Below are 19197 nucleotides of genomic sequence, written 5' to 3'. Positions count from 1 at the left end.
GCACGCCGTACCGTGCCCACGGGGCCCGGGTGACGCTCGGGGACATCGGTCCGGAGGCCGATGCCGCTGTTCTGCTCTCTTCATACCGTCCAGCCTGTGTGGCCCGTGACCTGTGCGGGAGGCGCGTGGGGGCCCTGCCATGCCCCGGAACGCCGCTCCCCGGCACAGTGCGGCCTGCCACCGGACGCTCGGGACCCTCACTCTGAAAGAAGCCGGAGATCACATGGGCGACGACATCGCCCCGGTACTCGGCACCCCGTGCGTGGCCCACCTGGAGGACAACGTCGGGGCCGACGGCGTCCAGCTGTCCATCTCATCCCCACAGCGCCCCCGTCCTGCCCTTCCCCTGCCTGCCGGCCGGTCTGGTCCTCATGGGCGGTCACAGGTATGGCATCACCAAGTCGTCGCCACAGTACGGATCATGGCCCAGGTGTTGCCTGTGCGGGCGTAGTCGGTGGTCAGTTGCAGTCGCCAGTTCGCGCGGGTGCCGTACACCGTCGCATCGGTGACGGTCCGGGTGACGAGGCGGACCGTGTCGCCCTCGATGTCGAGGGCCGTGTTCTTCTCGTCGATCGCGTGGTAGACGAACCGGCCGTCTCGCATCTGCGACAGCCACTCGGTCTTCGGCTGCACGTAGCCGGTCATGTGGGTGAGGGTGAAGCCGTCGTCGAGCATGGCGTCGAGCGCCTCGGTGTCGCCCTCGTTCATGGCCTCCAGAAAGGCACGGTGAGCCGCGGTGATCTCCTCGCGGGCTCTCTGGTCGGATGATGGCTGCACGGGTGGCTCCTGTCGCCCTTGGGAGGGTCGGCGTCGTCGGTGCCCGCCCCGGTGTAGGCGTGGGACATCGACATCGCGCCCAGACCGATGCGCGAGACGTCCAACTCGCACAGCTTGATGTGTTTCATGGTTCCGCTCCGCGGCCGGCTCGCGGGGCGAGGACGGCGTATGCGTCCGACGCGAAGGCAAAGGGATCTTCAGTGCACCCCAGCCTGCTGGACGGGCCGGTCGCATGGCAGGCCATGCTGTGCAGGGGAGCGGTGTTCCGGGGTGCGACAGGGCCCCTCACGGCAGGCGTCGAGCGGGTCGCGGCAGGGCCGTGCCCGGGTATGACGGCTGAGGAGCGGATCCGGTAGGCGTCGAGCCGAACCGTGGCTCCGATGCCGTTGTGCCACGGATCCTCGTCCCCGCCATCCGGCACCGCGCTCGCCATGGACACTCGCACGCCTCCACTCCCCCATCGGCCGCGTGACGCCCGGCTCGCTGTTACGGATGCGCTCCGAACTCCGGACGACGGCCGCGTCATGTCTGCGCAGACATGACAGCGCAGACATGACTACATAGTCAGTCGGACGACGTCTGGCATCATTGGCTTCGATCGTGCGGTCACCGGGAGACACCATGACGCGAGGAACGGGACGGGGCGGCAGCTCCGCCGCGCCGCGCAGCGTGGACGTGGCCCGTCAGGCCGGGGTCTCGCAGAAGACGGTGTCGAGGGTCTTCAACGACGAGCCGTATGTCTCCGCCGAGGTGCGCCGACGCGTTCTCGAAGCCGCCGAACAGCTCGGCTACCGACGCAACAACGCCGCCCGGGCACTGGCTTCCGGGCGGACCCGGTCCATCGGCGTGGTCACGCTGGGCACCGCCCTGTACGGCCCCGCCTCACTGCTCATGGGTGTCGAGCGAGTCGTCCGGGACACGGGCTACGCGCTCCGCGTGGTCAACACGATGGAAGGCGACCCGGCGGGCATCGCCGGCGCCGTGGACTCGCTCCTCGACCAGGGCGTGGACGGCATCGTCATCTCCGAGCCGATCGACGAGGAGGAAGACGACAATGACGTGTCCCTCCGCATCGACGTGCCGGTCCTCGTTCTCGGTGCGCCACCATCTGCCACCGCGCCCACGGTCCTGACCGCGGGGGACGGTGCCGACCTGATGGCACGCACCGCCACCGAGCACCTGTTGGACCTCGGCCATACGACGGTCCATCACCTGGCCGGTCCGCAGCGGTGGTTCGCCGCCCGGGACCGCCTCGAAGGATGGCGGTCGGCACTGACCGCGCGGGGCAGGGACGTGCCTCCGGTCGTCGAGGGCGACTGGTCGGCCGCGTCCGGGTACCGGGCGGGACGCGCACTGGCCGAGGACGATGACGTCACCGCGGTCTTCGCCGCCAACGACGACATGGCGATCGGCCTGATCCGCGCGCTGACGGAGGCCGGCCGGCGGGTCCCGGAGGACGTGAGCGTCGTCGGCTTCGACGACGTTCCCGTCGCCGCCTATGTGACTCCTCCCCTCACCACGGTGCGGCAGCCGTTCGACGCCGTGGCGCAGGAAGGGCTCAAGCGCCTGGTGCACGCCATCGAGAACCCGGACGCAGACCCCCTGCCGACGAGCGGCCCACCGGTCGACCTCGTCATCCGCGCCTCGACCGCGCCCCCGCCGAGCCGGACGACCCCGGCCCGCGGGCGGCGTACCGCCTCCCGTCCCCGAGGAGCCACGCACAGTCCGCCGCTCCGGAACGGAGGCCCGTCCACCCACGACTGAACAACACCGGTAAGCCCGGACAGCAAGAGCTCACGGCCGGTGCGTGACCCCAGGACGAGCCGCTCGACCGGTCACGCCCCCGCCCCCTCCGGACGCCCCCGTCGCCCCATCGATGCAGGGCCGCTCCCGAACCCGGACACCCAGTACTGGCACGTGGCGACCGAGCCCAAGGGCTGCGTGACGCCGCTGAACAAGTCGGACGGCGGAGCCGACCCGCGTGCCGAAATATCCCGTTGTGCGTGGCACAGCACGGCTTCCTACCGGACTCTTACTCCTCCGCCAACTCCCCTCCCGGGCAGCCGATTTGGCCGACCACCGAGACCCGGGCGCCGCAAGATCCCTCCGGGGGCCATCGTCACGGCTACTTAGGTTTGCCTACACTCAGCCCGCCCTGGCAGGAAGGCGACCCTGCCGGGCGTGCCCGAGAGGAGTTCCCCGGTGTGGGACAACGCGCTCCCGAGCTTCCTGATCGGCCTGCGTGAGGGCCTGGAAGCCGGCCTGATCGTTTCGGTTCTGGTGGCCACACTCGTCCGCTCCGGACACCGCTCCCGGCTGCCGCACGTGTGGACCGGGGTGCTCGCGGCGGTGGGGGTGTCGATGGGGTTCGGCGCGGTGCTGACGTTCACCTCGGCCGGCCTGTCCGGTCAGGCGCAGGAGGCGTTCGGCGGTGCGCTCAGCGTGGTCGCGGTCGCCTTCGTCACCGCCATGGTGTTCTGGATGCGCCGGTCGGCGCGGAGTTTCTCCGGTGAGATCAAGGAGAAGGTCACCGCGGCACTGAACATTGGCTCGGGCGTCTTGATCATCACCTCGTTCCTCGCCGTCGGGCGTGAGGGGCTCGAGACCGCCTTGTTCCTGTGGACCACGGGGCAGACGGCCGGCGAGTCCGCCGGGCCGCTCGTCGGTGCGGGGGCGGGTCTGCTGCTGGCCGCCGCCGTCTGCTGGGCGCTGTACCGGAGGGTGCTGCACCTCAACCTGACCCGGTTCTTCACCATCACCGGTGCCGCGCTGATCGTGATCGCGTCCGGAGTGCTCGGCTACGGGTTGCGCGATCTGCAGGAGGGAGGTGTGCTGCCGGGGGCGGCGGCGTACGCCTTCGACCTGTCGGGGAGCGTCGATTCCGGCTCCTGGTACGCCACCCTGCTCAGCGGCACGCTCAACCTGACGCCGCAGATGACGTGGCTTCAGATCGCGGCCTACGGCGTGTATCTCGCCGTCGTGATGACGCTGTTCGTACGCGGAGTGCGCGGCGCGGACGCGTCCGGCGCCGCCTCGTCCGCAGCGGCAGCACCCCGCTCCACGCCCGTCGCCGAAGCGCCGGCCCCGCCTCCGGCCATCACCGAAGCGGCCGCCCCACGCCCCGCCGTCGCCCCCGGGCGGCTCCTGCCCCGGTGGGTCCTGCCGGTGGCCGCGCTCGCCGCCCCTTCCCTGCTCGCGGGAGTGCTGATAGCGGTCGGCGGCTCCAAGCCCGCTTCCGCCGCCACCATCGCCGTCTCCCCCGCGCACTGCGGCCGGGGATTCACCGCGCCGAAGCCCGGGCGCCAGTCCTTCCAGGTGCGCAACAGCGGCAGCCGTACCGTCGAGGCGTATCTGATCGACCCGGCCACGGCGGCCGTCTACGGCGAGGCCGAGGGCATCGCGCCCGGAACGACCCGCACGCTGATCGCCACGATCGGCGGCGGGAGTTACGCCTGGCGCTGCGTGCCGACCAGCGGTGCGGCCGTCACCTCCGTCGCGGTCCGGGTCACCGGCGGCGGCACGGTGAGAGCCGTGCTGCCCGTCACCGAGCGGGACCTCGCCGCACCGCTCGCCTCCTACCGCGCCTACGTACAAAAGGGTCTGGCACTCCTGCTGACCAGAACCCGGACGCTGCAACACGACGTTGAGGCCGATCAGCTCGACCAGGCGCGCAGGGACTGGCTGCCCGCACATGAGCAGTACGCCTCGCTCGGCGCCGCCTACGGCACGTTCGGGGACTTCGACGCGAAGATCAACGGAACGACGGCCGGACTGCCCGACGGGGTGAAGGACTCCGGCTTCACCGGTTTCCACCGTGTCGAGTACGGGCTGTGGCACGGCGAGTCGGCCGGCTCGCTCGCCCGCGCCGCCCGGCAGCTCACCGCCGAAGTCGCCGCCCTGCAGAAGGACTTCCCCCACCAGGACTTCGATCCGGCCGACCTGCCGCTGCGCACCCACGAGATCCCGGAGGGCACCCTCCAGCACGAGCTGACCGGCGCCACGGACTACGGGAGCGGCACCGATCTGGCGACCGCCGAGTCCGACATCAAGAGCACTCGGGAACTGCTCGGCCTCCTGCGCCCGTTGATCCACAGACGCGCCCCCGAGCTTCCCGCAGCGGTGGACAGCTGGCTGCGGCGCACCGACCAACTGGTGCTCTCCGCCCGCCGCGAGAACGGCAGTTGGACGCCGGCCGACAAGCTCCCCGCCGCCACCCGTCAGCGGCTCGACGGCGCCATGGGCCAACTGCTGGAGGAACTCGCCCCGATTCCGGACCTGTTGGAGGTCCGCAAGTCGGCCTGAACACCCTTGCGCCTCACCACCGCCGCGCCGCCGCGCCGCCGCAGCACCGCACCGCACCGCCAGGAAAGGACCATCCCGATGACGCCCCAGCAGCCGCCGGGCCCCGACGCAGGCCCCGAGGGTGTCCGCCCCGCGGGCCGTCGTACGTTCGTCAGGACCGCCCTCGGTATCGGCGCGGCCGGAGCGGCGCTGGCCGGAGCCGGATTCGCCGGCGCGGAGCTCACCGGCGGGCGCGCCGACGCGGCGGAAGGCTCCACCACGGACGGCGGAAAGGTCCCGTTCCACGGCCTCCACCAGGCCGGGATCACCACCCCTCAGCCGACCTCCGCCACCTTCGTCTCCTTCGACGTCATCGCCGACGGCCCTGCCGAACTCACCGACCTGCTGCGCACCCTCACCGCCCGGGCCCTCTTCCTGACCACCGGCGGCGCCCCCGAAGACCTGGGCGTCGGCGCGCCGCCGTCCGACAGCGGCATCCTCGGCCCGGACATCCCGGCCGACGGTCTGACCGTCACCGTGGGCCTGGGCTCCTCGCTCTTCGACGACCGGTACGGCCTCGCCTCCGCCAAGCCACGGCACCTCACGCCGATGCGCACCTTCCCGAACGACGACCTCGACGCGGCCGAGTGCCACGGCGACCTGTCCCTCCAGATCTGCGCAGGCCACTCCGACACCGTGCTGCACGCCCTGCGCGACCTGGCCCGGCACACCCGCGGTGCCATGCAGGTCAAGTGGCGTGTCGACGGCTTCCAGAACCCCTCCCGCCCGTCCGGCGCCCAGCGCAACCTCCTCGGCTTCAAGGACGGCATCGCCAACCCCGACACCTCCTCCGCCCGCGAGATGAACAAGCTGGTCTGGGTCACCGAGGCCGACGGTGAGCCGTCCTGGGCAGTCGGCGGCAGCTACCAGGTGATCCGGATCATCCGTATGCGCGTCGAGTTCTGGGACCGGGTCTCGCTCACCGAGCAGGAGCAGATGATCGGCCGGCGACGGGACAGCGGCGCCCCGCTCGACGGCGCCCGGGAAACCGACACTCCCCATTACGCCAAGGACCCGCACGGCCGGGCGATCCCGCTCGACGCCCACATCCGCCTGGCCAACCCGCGCACCGCCAAGACGGACTCCTCGCGCATCCTGCGCCGCGGCTACAACTACGACCGCGGCATCGACCAGGTCGGCGACCTCGACATGGGGCTGGCGTTCTGCTGCTACCAGCAGGACGTGGTCCGCCAGTTCGAGGCCACTCAGGAACGCCTCGTCGACGAGCCCCTGGTCGACTACATCACTCCCACCGGCGGCGGCTACTTCTTCGCCCTCCCCGGCGTCCGCGACCGGTCCGACTGGCTCGGACGCGCACTCCTGCACGGCTGAACCGCCGGGCTCGGCCGAGACGTCCGTGCCGGGCGGGTGGGCGAGGGCCTCCGAGGAGACACCGCGTCATCCGAGGTGGCGCGGCCGGGCCGCGCGCCCGCCGCGCCACCTGCGAAAATCGCTGTCCGGTGGCCGAACCCCGGTGATAGACAACCGGAGTGGAAAATACTCTGGAGTTCCCCGACCTGCTGCGGATGATCGACGAACGGTCGACCGCCTTCCGCGCCGCGGTCGCCTCCGCACCCAGCCTCGACGTACAGGTGCCGACCTGCCCCGAGTGGACGCTGTTCGATCTGGTGCAGCACCTGGGCCAGGGGCGCCGCTCCTGGGCCGCCACCATCGCCGCAGGGCCTGCCGCCCCGGCCAAGTCCACAGCGGAAGGCGCCCCGGTAGGGCCTCGGGAGCGCGAGGCACTGCTGGCCTGGTTGGCCGCATCGACGCAGGAGCTACTGGACGCACTGCGGGAGGCCGGCCCGGATCGCGGTTGCTGGACGTGGTGGGGTGCGTCACAGTCGCCGCAGACCTGCGGTGCCGTCGCCCGGCACCAGCTCCAGGAGGTCGCGGTGCACACCTACGACGCCCAGATCACCGTCGGTGCCCCGCAGCCGCTGCCGGACGAGGCGGCCCTCGACGGTGTCGAGGACTTCCTGTCCACCTGCTGCGCAACGCCGAGCGCTTGGCCGCACAAGGCCGCTGCCCTCGACTTCCACGCCACCGAGGGCCGCTCCTGGCGCCTCACGCTCAACGGCGACGGCGCACGATCCACCCGTCTCACCACGCCCGGCACGATGCCCGCCACCGACGTCGACGGGGGCCCGGACGCGGTCGGCGCCTCTGTCCGGGGCACGGCCAGTGAGCTGGTCCTCTTCATGTACGACCGTATTCCGATGGACTCCCTGCAGATCGACGGAGACGGGCATCTGTTCGACCTGCTCCGCGAGTGGGAGCCGGAGGAGTAGGACGGCCTCGGTCCGGCGCCGTTCCTGGCGAACAGACGGCAACAGCGGAGCCACTGCGCGGTTCCGCCCGTCCCACCCGGACGGGCAGGACGGGCGGAACGGCCGGACTACGAACGGCCGGACTACGACCGGCCGACGACTCGGCCCAGTTCGATGCGGTCGATGTTCGGGGCCCAGGCGCTCGCGTTCCCGAAGGTCACGCTGTTGGAGCCCTGCTTCAGGTCGACGGGGACGCCCACCGTCCAGTAGTCGTCCGAGCTCCAGGTGTTCTTGAAGGTGACCTTCCTGGGTGCGCCGCTTCCCACCGTGATGTCCGCCGTACGGGACATGATGTCCGTGTTGTAGGCGTGGCCGTTGTCGCGCCGGTCGTTGTGCGCGTAGTGGACGACCAGCAGATAGCGGCCCGACCGGGGGACATTCACCGTGAACTGGGCGGTGCTGGCAGGGCTGTTGCCGAGCAGACCGATGTAGGAACCGGCGGATGCGTGAGCGGAATCGACGACCTTCGCGCCGCCCGAGAGGGTGGCCGAGGCGGCCTCGTAGGAGAGGGTGCCGGTGGTCGACCCCTCTCCCGAGACATCGAGGGAACGTACCGAGGCGTTCGCGGCCGCCGTCGCGATGCGGTTGTTGCCCGCGACCAGGTACAACCGCAGGGGCCGGCCGGGCATCGCCGACACCGTCTCACCGTGCAGGGTGAGCCGTACCGCCGCCGAGGCCCGCGGCACCACCGTGTAGTAGCCGTCGCGCGGGGCGTACACGTCGAAGACGGCCTTGTCGCCCTTGCGCAGGACGAGGGCGCCCGTGCCCACCCCGGCCGACGAGGAGTAGTCGTACGACGGCCTGCCGCTGATGTCCGCCAGGGTGGCCTCGTACGAGGCGGAGGGCACGCCGGTGCGCGCGGTCAGGTCGATGCGGTCGAGGGTCACCTCGGCGTCGCCCTTCGCCAGCGTCAGCACGTGGGTTCCGGCCGACAGCTCCACGCCGACGTCCTTCTTGGCGCGGTAGGTCCAGTTCTCGGTGGAGGGGTAGGTGACCGTGACAGGCTCCGCTCCGTCGACCGACAGCTTCTGGGTGGCCGGCGCCCCGGACTGGTTGCCGTACAGAATCGCCAGGTCGTACGTACCGTCCTTCGGCACCGTCACCGTGAAGTCGACCTTGCTGGCAGCCGTGTTGAGGGAGCCGACGTCCTTCGTGCCGGAAGCCGCGTAGCCGTTGGCGTTGCTGACCGTGCCCTGGGTGTAGACCTGGCCGCCGGTGATGGCGGCGTCCTCGGCCTCGTACGAAGCCGTCCACGGCACGGAGGCGGCGGTCGGGGCTCCGGAGCCGCCGGGGGTGAGGACGACCCGGTACGCCGACATCTTGTGCATGTCCCGCAGCGGGACGGTCACCGAGCCGTCGGCCGCCACCTGCACCTTCGTCCGGGCGAGGACGCGCGGCGTCGCGTGCTGTCCTTCGTAGCCCGACCAGGCGGCCTCGGCGACGGTCGCGGTGACCGTACGGCCGAAGACGGACCGCGAGACGTTCTGGACGACGACGTCGGAGTCACCCGCGGAGCCGCCGAGCAGGACCTGGGCCTGGCGGCGCGAGGTGTCGAGGGAGGCGAGTCCCTGGAGGGTGTCGATGGCATTGGCCTGCGGCGGGGTCACCTTGACGGTGTCGCCGGTCAGGCCCGCGTACCAACGGAAGAACCACCAGCCGCCGTTGGGGATGTTGGACCGGACGACATTGCCGTCCAGGTTGCCTGCGGCGTCCCAGTAGGCCTGGTTGGCGTACACCTTGTTCCGCTCGAACATCGAGACCCACTGCACGAGTTGGCCCGGTACGGACAGGTCGCGGCGGTTGGCGTACTCGTCGATGCTGATCTTCAGCGGGGCGATGCCCAACTCACGCTCGATGGAACGGTAGTTGTCGTAGTGTCCCTGGAAGTCTCGCAGCGAGCCGGAGCTCAACTCGTGCCAGGTCAGCACCTGGGGCAGGACGTTCTCCCGCTTGGCGAAGGCGAGGAAGTCGGTCATCAGCCGGGTGTGGTACCCCGTCTCGTTGGGGCCGGCGATCCTCGCATCGGGGTCGATCGCCCGGATGCGCTGGTACACCGTCTTCCAGTCCTTGAAGAACCGGTCGCGGTTTGCCTCGTACTGCGCCTGGTCCGCGACGCCGATGTTGTACCAGATCCAGTCGGGTTCGTTGAACGGGATGTAGACGAAGCGGTCGCTGTTCGGGTCGGCCGAGACCTCCTTGACGATCTTGTCGACCTTGGGGAGGTAGTCGTCGATGCCGAGGTCCTCGTACGGCCACTTGGCGTAGATGTCCTGCATCATGACGTTGATCTCGCCGCCGCCGTTGCGGAAGAACGACTTGGAGACGGAGAGCGCGTCGCCGTTGGGGTGCTGGGCGCCGCCCTCCGGCTTCTGCGAGATGCTGGTGATCTTCAGGGGTTCCAGGGCCGCGTCGCTGGGCACCCCGTCGTCGCTGAGTCCGTACAGTGCGCCGTTGGCGCCGAGCGTCACCGGGCCCTCGGAGGCGGCGAGGTCGACGGTGAGGCGCTGTGGGTCGGCGGCTGCTGCCGCGGGCCCTGCTGCGGGGAGGGTGCCTGCCATGGCGGCGACTCCGAGGGCGGTGGTGAAGAGGGCGGTTCTCATACGGGACCTTGTGCGGGTGGGGGTGATCACGCGGTTGGACCTCCAGTCATTTGACGGCTCCACTGGTGATTCCGGACACGATCTTTCGCTGGCCGACGAGGAACACGGCGACCATGGGCAGGCTCATCACCACGACGTACGCGAAGACGAGATGCCAGTTGTTGAGGTAGAGCTGGGCGCTGGCGACCTGGTAGAGGTTCAGCGGGAGAGTCGCCCGCTCTCCGCCGCCTAGGACGAAGAACGCGTAGAAGATGTCACTCCAGGCGTAGAGCATCACCATGATCGTCGCGGTGGCGATCACCGGCCGGAGCAGCGGCAGGACGATCCGCACGAAGACCCGTGACGGCTTCGCTCCGTCGATCCGCGCCGCCTCCTCCAACTCCACGGGGATGGTGCGGACGAAGCCCGTCATGAAGAAGATCGATGTGGAGAGGTACATCCCGGTGTAGACGGCGATCATCCCGGGGCGGGTGCCCGCCAGCCCGAGCTGCCGCAGTTCCATCACGATGGTGATGACGGCGGGTGGCAGCAGCAGTCCGCTGATGCACAGCGCGTACGCGGCCGAGACCAGCTTGGACTTGCGGCGGGCGAACACCCAGGCGGCGCCCGCGCCGAGGATCAGGACGAGGGCCACGGAAGGCACCACGACGAGCAGCGAGTTGAAGAAGCCGCGCAGCATCTCGCCCTGGCTGACGGCGTCCGCGTAGTTGCTGCCGGGCTGCCAGTGCCGCGGCAGGTCCAGGTTCGGTTTGATGGCCTCCGCCTGCGGCTTGGCGGAGGTGACGGCGACCAGCCACAGCGGTACGCCGACGGCCAGGGCAGCGATGGCCACGATCAGAGTGGGGCGACCGATGCGCCACAGACGTGGGCCGACAGTTGGTAGGCTTATCGACGTGTTGCGCGAGAACCAAGCCAGCACATCAACCTCCCTTCTTTCAGGGACCGGGCTGGCTCCAACCCGGCTGGTGCTGATCGTGTGAGTCTCGGTCGCTCGTTGAGCGACAGAGCAGTGTGAGCCAGGAATCCTGCTCGCCCGCGAGGAGGAGGGTTCAAAGCAGTTGCTCCCTTCGACGCAAGCCGAAGACAAGCGGAATCGCCAAGGCCACCACGATGAGGAAGAGCACCAAACTCATCGTGGAGGCTTGGGCGTACAGCCCTTGTCCGAATACGCGGAACATGTAGATGTTGAAGACCTCCGTGGAGGCCGCGGGCCCGCCGCCGGTGGTGGCCTGCACGATGTCGAAGGTGTTCATCGAGCCGATCAGCGCCGTGGTGACGTTGAAGGTGACGGCCGGTGCGAGCATCGGCCAACGCACCGACCAGAAGGTCCGCCAGGGGCCGGCGCCGTCGCACTTCGCGGCTTCCAGCATCTCGCCGGGGATGCCCTTGAGTCCGGCCAGGTAGATCAGCATCGACAGGCCCATCCACTTCCAGCCGTGGATGAGAGTGACCAGGACCAGCGTCCAGGTCGTCGAGCCCAGCCACGGAATGTCGGTGCCGAGCACGGAGTTGACTGCGCCGTCCTGGTCGAGCAGGGCCTGGAAGACGTAGCCCGTGGCGAGCGCGGAGATGAGGACCGGCAGGAAGAAGACGGCGCGGAAGAACCGGTTGAAGCGGGTGTCGGCCTCCAGCAGGAGGGCGAGCACGAGGCCGAAGCCGTTCTGGAACAGTGCGGCCAGCAGGGCGTAGAGCAGGGTCGTGCGGATCGCGCGCAGAAGGGAGCCGTCGTCGGCGATGGTCCGGAAGTTGTCGAGCCCGGTGAAGGCGATGTCCGCGTGGTACGAGGACCAGTTGGTGAACGGGTAGTAGAAGTTGAGCAGGTTCGGCACCAGGAAGAAGCCCGCGAAGACGACGACGGCGGGGAGCGCGAACCACCAGGGGTGGTGGACGGCGGCGCGGGGCAGCCGTCCCACCTGCCGGGGTTCGCCTTTCGTGGATGCCTGCTTACGCGTACGTATGGCCGTGTCCGCCATCAAAAGCCCCGTGTGGTCTAGAAGCCGGGCGCGCCCTGGGCCTTGGCCACCTGCGCGAACTGGTCCTGGATCGCCTGGGCGACCTGCTGCGGGCTCTTCTTGCCGTAGATCATGTCGGCGAGGTAGAGGTGCGTGTCCGGGGCGACGATCGCCTTGGCCTGGAAGACCCCCATGGCCTTGGGCAGGGCCGCGACCTGGTCCTTGGAGGCCTGCGGGAGTCCCTCGGGGGTGGGCACGGACGGCTGCACCGACGGGATCTTCATCGCCTTGATGTAGTCGGGGTAGTCGGGGCCGAGCCAGAAGGCCAGGAACTGCCGGGCCGCGTTCTGCCGTTTCTCGTCGCCGGTCTTGAAGGCGACCACACCGTTGGTCTGGTCGGGCGAGTACATGCCGGTGGCCGAGGAGTTGGCGATCGGGAACCAGCCGATCTTCTTGTCGATCTCGGCGGTCGAGTACTTGGCCTGCAACTGGCTCTGGAAGGAGGTGACGTTGAGGACCATGCCGGCCTCGCCCTTCCACAGCGCGTCGGCCTGTCCGGTGAAGGTGCCGGTCTTGTAGTTCTTCTGGGCCAGCCCGGCGGCGAGCAGCTTCTCCTTGTACTTCTTGATCGCGCCGACGACGACCGGGTCGGTCCACTTCTTCTTGTTCTGGTTCAGATCCGCCCACCACTGCTTGTCGAGGTCGGTGAGCTGGACCTGCATCTGCCACTGCAGGGGCCACTGGTCGCCGCCGGCCTCGTAGAAGGCGGCCGCGTCGGTCTTGTCGGTGACGGTGTGGCCGAGGGCCAGCAGTTCGTCGTACGACTTCGGGAAGTCCTTCTCGCCGAGGCCGGCCTGCCGGAAGACGTCCTTGTTGTAGTAGACGCCGAGCATGGCGGGGCTTGTGACGATCGCCGCGTACCGCTTGCCGTCGATGACGCCGAGCGACCTCTCGGTGTCGCCCAGCTTGGAGACCCAGTCCTCGCCGTCGAGGGTGAGGAGGTTCTGCTGTGGCTGGATGAAGGGCAGCGTGGAGATGGACGGCTGCCAGAACATCAGGTCCGGCCGGTCGCCGGAGGCGAGTTTGGTCGGCACGTTCTGCTCGTAGAGGTCCGGGATCGCCTGGGTCTCCACTTCGGCGCCGGTGGCCTTCTCGAAGGCGTCGATGACCTGCTTGGGTGCGTTGACCGTGTTCTGCGCGGTCCACATGGTCAGTTTCACGCCGTCCAGACGGGCGGTCGGGTCGACCGCCGTCTGCTTCGCGTCCGAACCGGAGTCGTCGGAGTCGCCTGCGGTGGGGTCGCTGCACGCGGTGCCGGCCAGGCCGACGGCGCATATCAGGGCCAGGGCGGGGAGAGCTCTTGTCTTCATCACGTGCCTTTCGAGAACGGGTGGTTCAGGAAGCAGGACTCAGAACAGCGGTGCTCGTACGAGGTGTTCAGTCGCCGGCGGGCGCCCCCGAGCTCTCCCGCACCACCAGCTCCGGTACGGAGACGGGGTGCGGGGCGATGTGTGCGGACTCCTCCAGCACCCCGTGCAGCAGGGCGAACGCGGACCGTCCGAGGCCGGTGAAGTCCAGGCGTACGGTCGTCAGTGACGGGGTCAGATAGGCGGAGTGCGGAGCGTCGTCGAACCCGGCCACGCTGACCTCGCCGGGGACGGACCGGCCGGACTCGTGCAGGGCGCGCAGTACCCCGAGGGCCAGGTCGTCGTTGCCGCAGAGGATCGCGGTGACGGCCGGGTCCTTCGCCAGTCGCAGACCGGCCGCGTGACCGCCCGCCGGGCCCCAACTGCCCTGCACAGGGCGGGGTTCCGGCGCTCCGGCCTCCTTGAGCGCCTGTCGCCATCCGGTGGTGCGGGCGCTGGTGCGGCGGGTGCTGGACGGGATGGCGACGTAGTGGACGGTCTCGTGGCCGAGGGAGAGAAGGTGGCGGGTCGCCGCGTAGGCGGCCTCGCGGTCGTCGGCCCACACCCAGGGGCGGTCGCCCGAGGGCGGGCTCGTGGGGGTCTCGACCACGCCGACGACCGGCAGTTCGGCGGGAACGGCGGCCAGGGCCCGTACACCGGCCGGATCGTAGGCGATCACGATCAGTCCGCCGCCCGCGTCCGCCGCCCGCTGCACCTCGGCGGCGACGGCGGGTTCGTCCGCCGATTCGAGCACGCCGATCCCCACCGCGTAGGACGCGGCGCGGGCGGCCTCCTCGATGCCCTGGAGGATGGAGGCGTAGCCGTAGTGGGTGGTGTTGGCGGTGAGCACGGTCACGGCCCTGGTGCGGCCGCTGGCCAGGGCGAGCGCGGTGGCGTTGCGCCGGAAGCCGAGCTCGTCGATGGCGGCGAGCACCCGCTCCCGGGTGGCCGGTTTGACGCTGGGATGGCCGTTGATCACCCGGGAGACGGTCTGGTAGGAGACCCCGGCGGCGGTCGCGACATCCCGGATGCTCGGCGGGCGCCTTGTGTGACCGGTCACATTCATGCCAGGATTGTGACCGGTCACAACATGGTCGTCAAGAGACCGTAACGATGGATTCACGCGACTGACGCGACCGCCCTCGGCGTACGAACGACGTTCGGACCAGGCGGGCCCAGGAGGGGGAAGCACCTTGACCGGTACGGCGGACGGGACGACGCAGGGCCCCGACTCCCCGCGAGTGGCGTTCACTTGGGGCCACTCGTCGCTGGAGGCCGAGTTCGCGACCACGGCCGACGGCACCCTCCGGCTGGTCCGGCTGACCCTCCCCGGGGACGTCAGGGACCTTGGGCCGGGGGACCCCGAGTCCGCCCTCCCCCTCGTCGAGTTGACCGCCCTCGGCCACGGCAGCGGCTGGTCCGGGCCGCGCTTCACCGGCACGGCCTTCGGTACGCGCTTGCGGTACCGGGACCACCGCAGCGGCAGACGTGCCGACTGGGAGTGGCTCACCGTCGAACTCCACGACCCCGGGAGCGGGTTGACGGCGTTCGTCGAGCTGACCTCCCCCGTCGGGCTTCCGGTGCTCCGCTCCCGCGTCCGGCTGCGCAACGCGGGTGCGCAGCCCCTGGTCGTCCAGTCCGTCAGCAGCCTGCTGCTCGGCGGCCTGCCCTCCCCGGACGACCTGGACGTGCACCGGGCCCGCAACGACTGGCTCGCCGAGTGCCGTTGGTACGCCGAGCCGCTGCGTGACACCGTCGCGGACATCAGCGTCGACGCCCACCAGCACGACAGCCGGGCCGCCCTCGTCCTCGCCGGACGCGGCAGCTGGCCCACGGACGGCCATCTGCCGATGGGCGCACTGACGCAGCGGGACGGCGGCCGGACCTGGCTGTGGCAGACCGAGTCCCCGGCCGGCTGGCGCTGGGACCTGGGCGAACACGCGCACGGCACATATCTGGCGCTGAACGGTCCCACCGACGCGGAGCACCAGTGGCGGGTCAGGCTCGCGCCGGGTGCGGAACTCACCACCGTGCCGGGGGCGCTGGCCCTCGGTGCCGGGTTCGACGAGGCGATGGGCGCGCTGACCTCGTACCGCCGTGCCGCCCGCCGCCCGCACCCGGACCACACCACGCTCCCGGTCGTCTTCAACGACTACATGAACACGCTGATGGGCGACCCGACGACCGAGAAGCTGCTGCCCCTGATCGACGCGGCGGCCGAGGCCGGCGCGGAGTACTTCTGCATCGACTCCGGCTGGTACGACGACGACACCCGGGGCTGGTGGGACAGCGTCGGCGAATGGCTGGCCTCGCCCCGCCGTTTCCCCGGCGGCGGGATCGTGGCGGTCCTGGACCGGATCCGGGAGCGGGGCATGGTGCCCGGGCTGTGGCTGGAGCCGGAGGTCGTCGGCGTGCGCAGCCCCGTCGCGTCCGCGCTCCCTCCGGAGGCCTTCTTCCAGCGGGACGGCGTGCGCCTCGCCGAACAGGGCCGCCACCAGCTCGATCTGCGGCACCCGGCCGCCCGCGCACACCTCGACAAGACGGTGGACCGGATCGTCGGCGACTGGGGCGTGGGCTACCTCAAGCTGGACTACAACATCGTGATCGAACCGGGAACGTGCGCCGCCGGGGACATCGCACCGGGAGCCGGACTGCTCGGGCATGCCCAGGCCTACCTGGACTGGCTGTCCGACGTCCTGGACCGTCATCCCGGGCTGGTCGTCGAGAACTGCGCCTCGGGCGGCATGCGCATGGACGGCGCCACGCTCGCGGTCGCCCAGCTCCAGTCCACCAGCGACCAGCAGGATCCGCTGCGCTACCCGGCGATCGCCGCGGCGGCCCCGACGGCGGTCCCGCCCGAGCAGGGCGCTGTCTGGGCCTACCCGCAGCCCGGGTTCGACGACGACCTGATCACCTTCACCCTGGGCGGTGCGCTGCTCGGGCGGATCCATCTGTCCGGCCATCTGGACCGCATGTCGGCGCACCAACTCGAGCTCGTGCGGGACGCGGTGGGTGCGTACCGGACGATCCGCGAGGATCTCGCCCGAGCCCTGCCGTTCTGGCCGCTGGGTCTGCCGGGGTGGACGGACGAGTGGCTGGCCCTGGGGATGCGGGTGCCGGGCGGTTCGTCGTACGTCTCGGTGTGGCGCCGTGGCGGAGCGAGCGAACTCCACCTGCCTCTGGAGCACTTGGCCGGCCGGGAGGTCCGTGCGGACATCCTGCACCCGTCCGCCGCGGTGGCCGGCGCGGCGGTCTGGGAGGGCGACGGGCTTCGGGTGTCGCTGCCGCGCACGCCCGCCGTTGTGCTGGTGCGCCTCACTCCTGAGGTCTGAGGTCTGAGGTCAGCGGTATGAGGTCAGAGGTATGAGGTCAGAGGTCAGAGGTCAGCGGTATGAGGTCAGAGGTATGAGGTCAGCGGTATGAGGTATAGGGACGACTTCCGGAAGTCACACATACCCGGGCGTCCCACTCGGTGGCGCGGAAGGTGGGTTTACATCCCGCAGAAGTGGTGAGGCGCGGGGGATGCCGTGCTCTCCCCCCACAGTTGCCACTTCAGTAAGACGCGTATTCCCCCGTGCGCGTTCCCCATATGACGCGCGGGGGGTGTGGTGAGCGAAACCACGCACGCCCTGCCCGACCGTGCGATGGCGCCGGGGTCGGCAGGGACGGCCGCCGACGGCGGGGTGGCGCGGGGGACGACGTCCGCGGCCCGGACCGCACCCGAGCGGACGAAGCAGCGCGACGCCTTCTTCGACAACGCCAAGTACCTGGCGATCGTGCTGGTGGCCATGGGACACGTCTGGGAGCCGCTGCGCTCCGAAAGCCGTACCGTCACCGCGCTTTACACGATCGTCTACGCCTTCCACATGCCGGCGTTCATCGTCATCTCCGGGTACTTCTCGCGCGGCTTCGACGCGAGCCCGCAGAAGCTCAAGCGACTGATCACCGGTGTGGTCGTCCCTTACGTCGTCTTCGAGACGGCGTACACCCTCTTCACCAGGTGGACCGACAACGTTCCGGACCGGCCGGTCAGCCTGCTGGATCCGCTCTATCTGACGTGGTTCCTGGCGGCGCTGTTCATCTGGCGGCTGACCACTCCCCTCTGGAAGAGCGTGCGCCATCCGCTGCCGCTCGCGCTCGGCATCGCGGCGCTGGCGACGCTGTCACCGTCCATCGGCAGCGACCTCGACCTGCAGCGCGCTCTGCAGTTCCTGCCCTACTTCGTGCTCGGCCTGTGCCTGAAGCCGGAGCACTTCCGGCTGGTGCGGCGCCGCGAGGCGCGCGTCCTGGCCGTGCCGGTCTTCGCGTGTGCGCTCGCCGTGGCGTACTGGGCGGTGCCGCGGATGGACTACGCCTGGTTCTTCCATCGCCGCGCCGCCGAGGAACTCGGCGTGCCCGCGTGGTACGGGCCCGTCATGACACTGGCCCTGTTCGGCTGCTCCCTGACCCTGGTCGCCTGTTTCCTCGCATGGGTGCCAGGACGACGGACGTGGTTCTCCGCACTGGGCGCGGGCACGCTGTACGGCTATCTGCTGCACGGATTCGTCGTCCAGGCCGCCAATCACTGGCACTGGTCCCGTCTCGACTGGACCCACCGGCCGCTCGGCGAGATCACCGTCACCCTCGTTGCCGGCGCGGTCGTGACGGCGCTGTGCACGCCGCCCGTCCGTCGGGTGTTCCGATGCGTGATGGAGCCGAAGATGGCGTGGGCGTTTCGGCGGGACACGGCTTCCGGGTCCCTCCACGACCGCGCCGTCAGACACAGATGAGACGCGGACCCAGGCGGATCCTCACGTAGTCCGGGGGCGCTTGCGGGCTCCCGGCCCGTGGGCCGGGGCGTCGAGCGGCTGCGCGTCTGCGCGGTCCCTCGCGTCCCGTGCCCCAGCACGCGTCTGACGGCCTCCTTTGCGGCACGGCTCACCGCGCCGTCACACCGCCCCGTCACACCGCCCCGTCACACCGCCCCGTCACACCGCGGCCTTCGTCACCTCCACGGAGAGGTCGTTGTCGACTGTGTAGTAGGGACGCAGGACGGCACCATCGACCCTGGCCGCCGGGTAGACGAACACCTCCTTGCGGTCCGCCACGTCGTCCAGAAGACGGGCGATCCGGATGGCAGGCGCCCCCGCGCCGGGCCCGACGAAGGCGTCCCAGACGCCGCTCCCGGCGCCCGTCGCCACGGCCAACTCGCCGTGGTCGACCGTGAAGGAGAAGCTTCGGCCGTCCTCTCCGGCCCGCGGTTCCAGGGTGAGGACGGTGCCACTGCCGCCCCGTCGGCGCAGGCGCACTACGGCCCCCTCCTGGAGCGTGGCGCCGTGCAGGCGTGCTCCGACGGTCGTCGACCGGTCGGTGAGGTCGATGGCGCCGACCTCCGCGTGAGCAGGGCGCAGCCAGGCCCGTACGGCGAGATAGCCGTCCTTGGTCGCGTAGGGAATCCGTACGGCCAGTGGGGTCTGCCGGTCGCTCTGGTGTCCGTCGACGAGCGCCCGCAGGTCGCGCAGGCCCGGACGCAGACGCTGTCGCCCGGAACCCGCTTCCCGGAGGAGGTACACGTCCCACCGGCCCTCCGTGAGGGCCGGTTGCGGGCCGAGGACGACGCGTTGGCGCCTGTCGTCGACGGGCTCCAGGTCGAGGACGTGGAGAGTCTCTTCGGGCTGTCCCTTCTTCGGGCGCAGCCGCAGCAGCAACTGCTGCTTCCCTTCGGCCGAGTCCAGCGGCACGTCGAAGGTGATCCGGCCGTCCGTATCCACCACGCAGGCAACGCGTGGGGGCGCAGTGTCCTGCTCCATGC

At 70.2% G+C, this 19197-nt stretch carries 13 protein-coding genes and 1 pseudogene; 6 read left to right on the top strand and 8 right to left on the bottom strand.

Annotated features, from left to right (window positions below):
- Nucleotides 1-393 precede the first annotated feature (393 nt).
- Together ADK57_RS08945 and ADK57_RS50975 are read right to left on the bottom strand one after the other, a co-directional pair.
- A complete protein-coding gene (locus tag ADK57_RS08945; protein ID WP_053748830.1) occupies nucleotides 394-777 on the bottom strand; it encodes a nuclear transport factor 2 family protein in 384 nt (127 codons plus the stop codon).
- Nucleotides 778-803: 26 nt separating this feature from the next.
- Nucleotides 804-905 (bottom strand): annotated as a pseudogene (locus ADK57_RS50975) (aldo/keto reductase); the annotation flags it as partial.
- A 493-nt stretch (nucleotides 906-1398) separates the two neighbouring features.
- On the opposite strand from ADK57_RS50975, the gene ADK57_RS08940 reads away from it, so the two are divergent.
- From ADK57_RS08940 to ADK57_RS08925, 4 genes are all read left to right on the top strand, one after another.
- Nucleotides 1399-2541, top strand: coding sequence for a LacI family DNA-binding transcriptional regulator (locus ADK57_RS08940; RefSeq protein ID WP_078973023.1), 1143 nt, complete (start codon nucleotides 1399-1401; stop codon nucleotides 2539-2541).
- 438 nt (nucleotides 2542-2979) lie between these two features.
- Nucleotides 2980-5079, top strand: coding sequence for an iron uptake transporter permease EfeU (efeU, locus tag ADK57_RS08935; RefSeq protein ID WP_053748829.1), 2100 nt, complete (start codon nucleotides 2980-2982; stop codon nucleotides 5077-5079).
- Nucleotides 5080-5157: 78 nt separating this feature from the next.
- Nucleotides 5158-6450 (top strand): iron uptake transporter deferrochelatase/peroxidase subunit, encoded by a 1293-nt coding sequence (gene efeB, locus ADK57_RS08930; protein WP_053748828.1) that lies wholly within the window; start codon nucleotides 5158-5160, stop codon nucleotides 6448-6450.
- 158 nt (nucleotides 6451-6608) lie between these two features.
- Nucleotides 6609-7409 (top strand): maleylpyruvate isomerase family mycothiol-dependent enzyme, encoded by an 801-nt coding sequence (locus tag ADK57_RS08925; protein WP_053748827.1) that lies wholly within the window; start codon nucleotides 6609-6611, stop codon nucleotides 7407-7409.
- Nucleotides 7410-7531: 122 nt separating this feature from the next.
- Here the strand turns inward: ADK57_RS08925 and ADK57_RS08920 are convergent, their stop codons facing one another.
- The 5 genes from ADK57_RS08920 to ADK57_RS08900 form a co-directional block, all read right to left on the bottom strand.
- Nucleotides 7532-10006, bottom strand: a complete 2475-nt coding sequence (locus tag ADK57_RS08920; protein ID WP_053748907.1) for a CBM35 domain-containing protein — start codon at nucleotides 10004-10006, stop codon at nucleotides 7532-7534.
- 88 nt (nucleotides 10007-10094) lie between these two features.
- Nucleotides 10095-10880 (bottom strand): carbohydrate ABC transporter permease, encoded by a 786-nt coding sequence (locus ADK57_RS08915; RefSeq protein WP_234390051.1) that lies wholly within the window; start codon nucleotides 10878-10880, stop codon nucleotides 10095-10097.
- A 217-nt stretch (nucleotides 10881-11097) separates the two neighbouring features.
- Nucleotides 11098-12021: a carbohydrate ABC transporter permease gene (locus ADK57_RS08910; RefSeq protein ID WP_053748826.1), complete on the bottom strand. Its 924-nt coding sequence runs from the start codon at nucleotides 12019-12021 to the stop codon at nucleotides 11098-11100.
- Between the two features lie 17 nt (nucleotides 12022-12038).
- Complete coding sequence (locus tag ADK57_RS08905) at nucleotides 12039-13370, bottom strand: ABC transporter substrate-binding protein (protein WP_053748825.1); 1332 nt, start codon at nucleotides 13368-13370, stop codon at nucleotides 12039-12041.
- Between the two features lie 67 nt (nucleotides 13371-13437).
- Entirely contained in the window at nucleotides 13438-14472 is a 1035-nt protein-coding gene (locus tag ADK57_RS08900) for a LacI family DNA-binding transcriptional regulator (protein ID WP_053748824.1), read from the bottom strand.
- Between the two features lie 127 nt (nucleotides 14473-14599).
- On the opposite strand from ADK57_RS08900, the gene ADK57_RS08895 reads away from it, so the two are divergent.
- The gene (locus ADK57_RS08895) at nucleotides 14600-16738 is read left to right on the top strand and encodes an alpha-galactosidase (protein ID WP_053748823.1); all 2139 of its coding nucleotides are present in this window, start codon (nucleotides 14600-14602) and stop codon (nucleotides 16736-16738) included.
- A gap of 312 nt (nucleotides 16739-17050) precedes the next feature.
- On the top strand, nucleotides 17051-18175 hold the full coding sequence (locus tag ADK57_RS08890) for an acyltransferase family protein (protein WP_053748905.1): 1125 nt from the start codon (nucleotides 17051-17053) through the stop codon (nucleotides 18173-18175).
- 198 nt (nucleotides 18176-18373) lie between these two features.
- On the opposite strand, the gene ADK57_RS08885 is transcribed toward ADK57_RS08890, so the two are convergent.
- Entirely contained in the window at nucleotides 18374-19195 is an 822-nt protein-coding gene (locus ADK57_RS08885) for a hypothetical protein (protein ID WP_053748822.1), read from the bottom strand.
- Between the last annotated feature and the right edge of the window lie 2 nt (nucleotides 19196-19197).

This window comes from Streptomyces sp. MMG1533, assembly GCF_001279775.1.
Taxonomy (GTDB): Bacteria; Actinomycetota; Actinomycetes; order Streptomycetales; family Streptomycetaceae; genus Streptomyces.
This window is presented reverse-complemented; position numbering and strand designations above follow the sequence as displayed.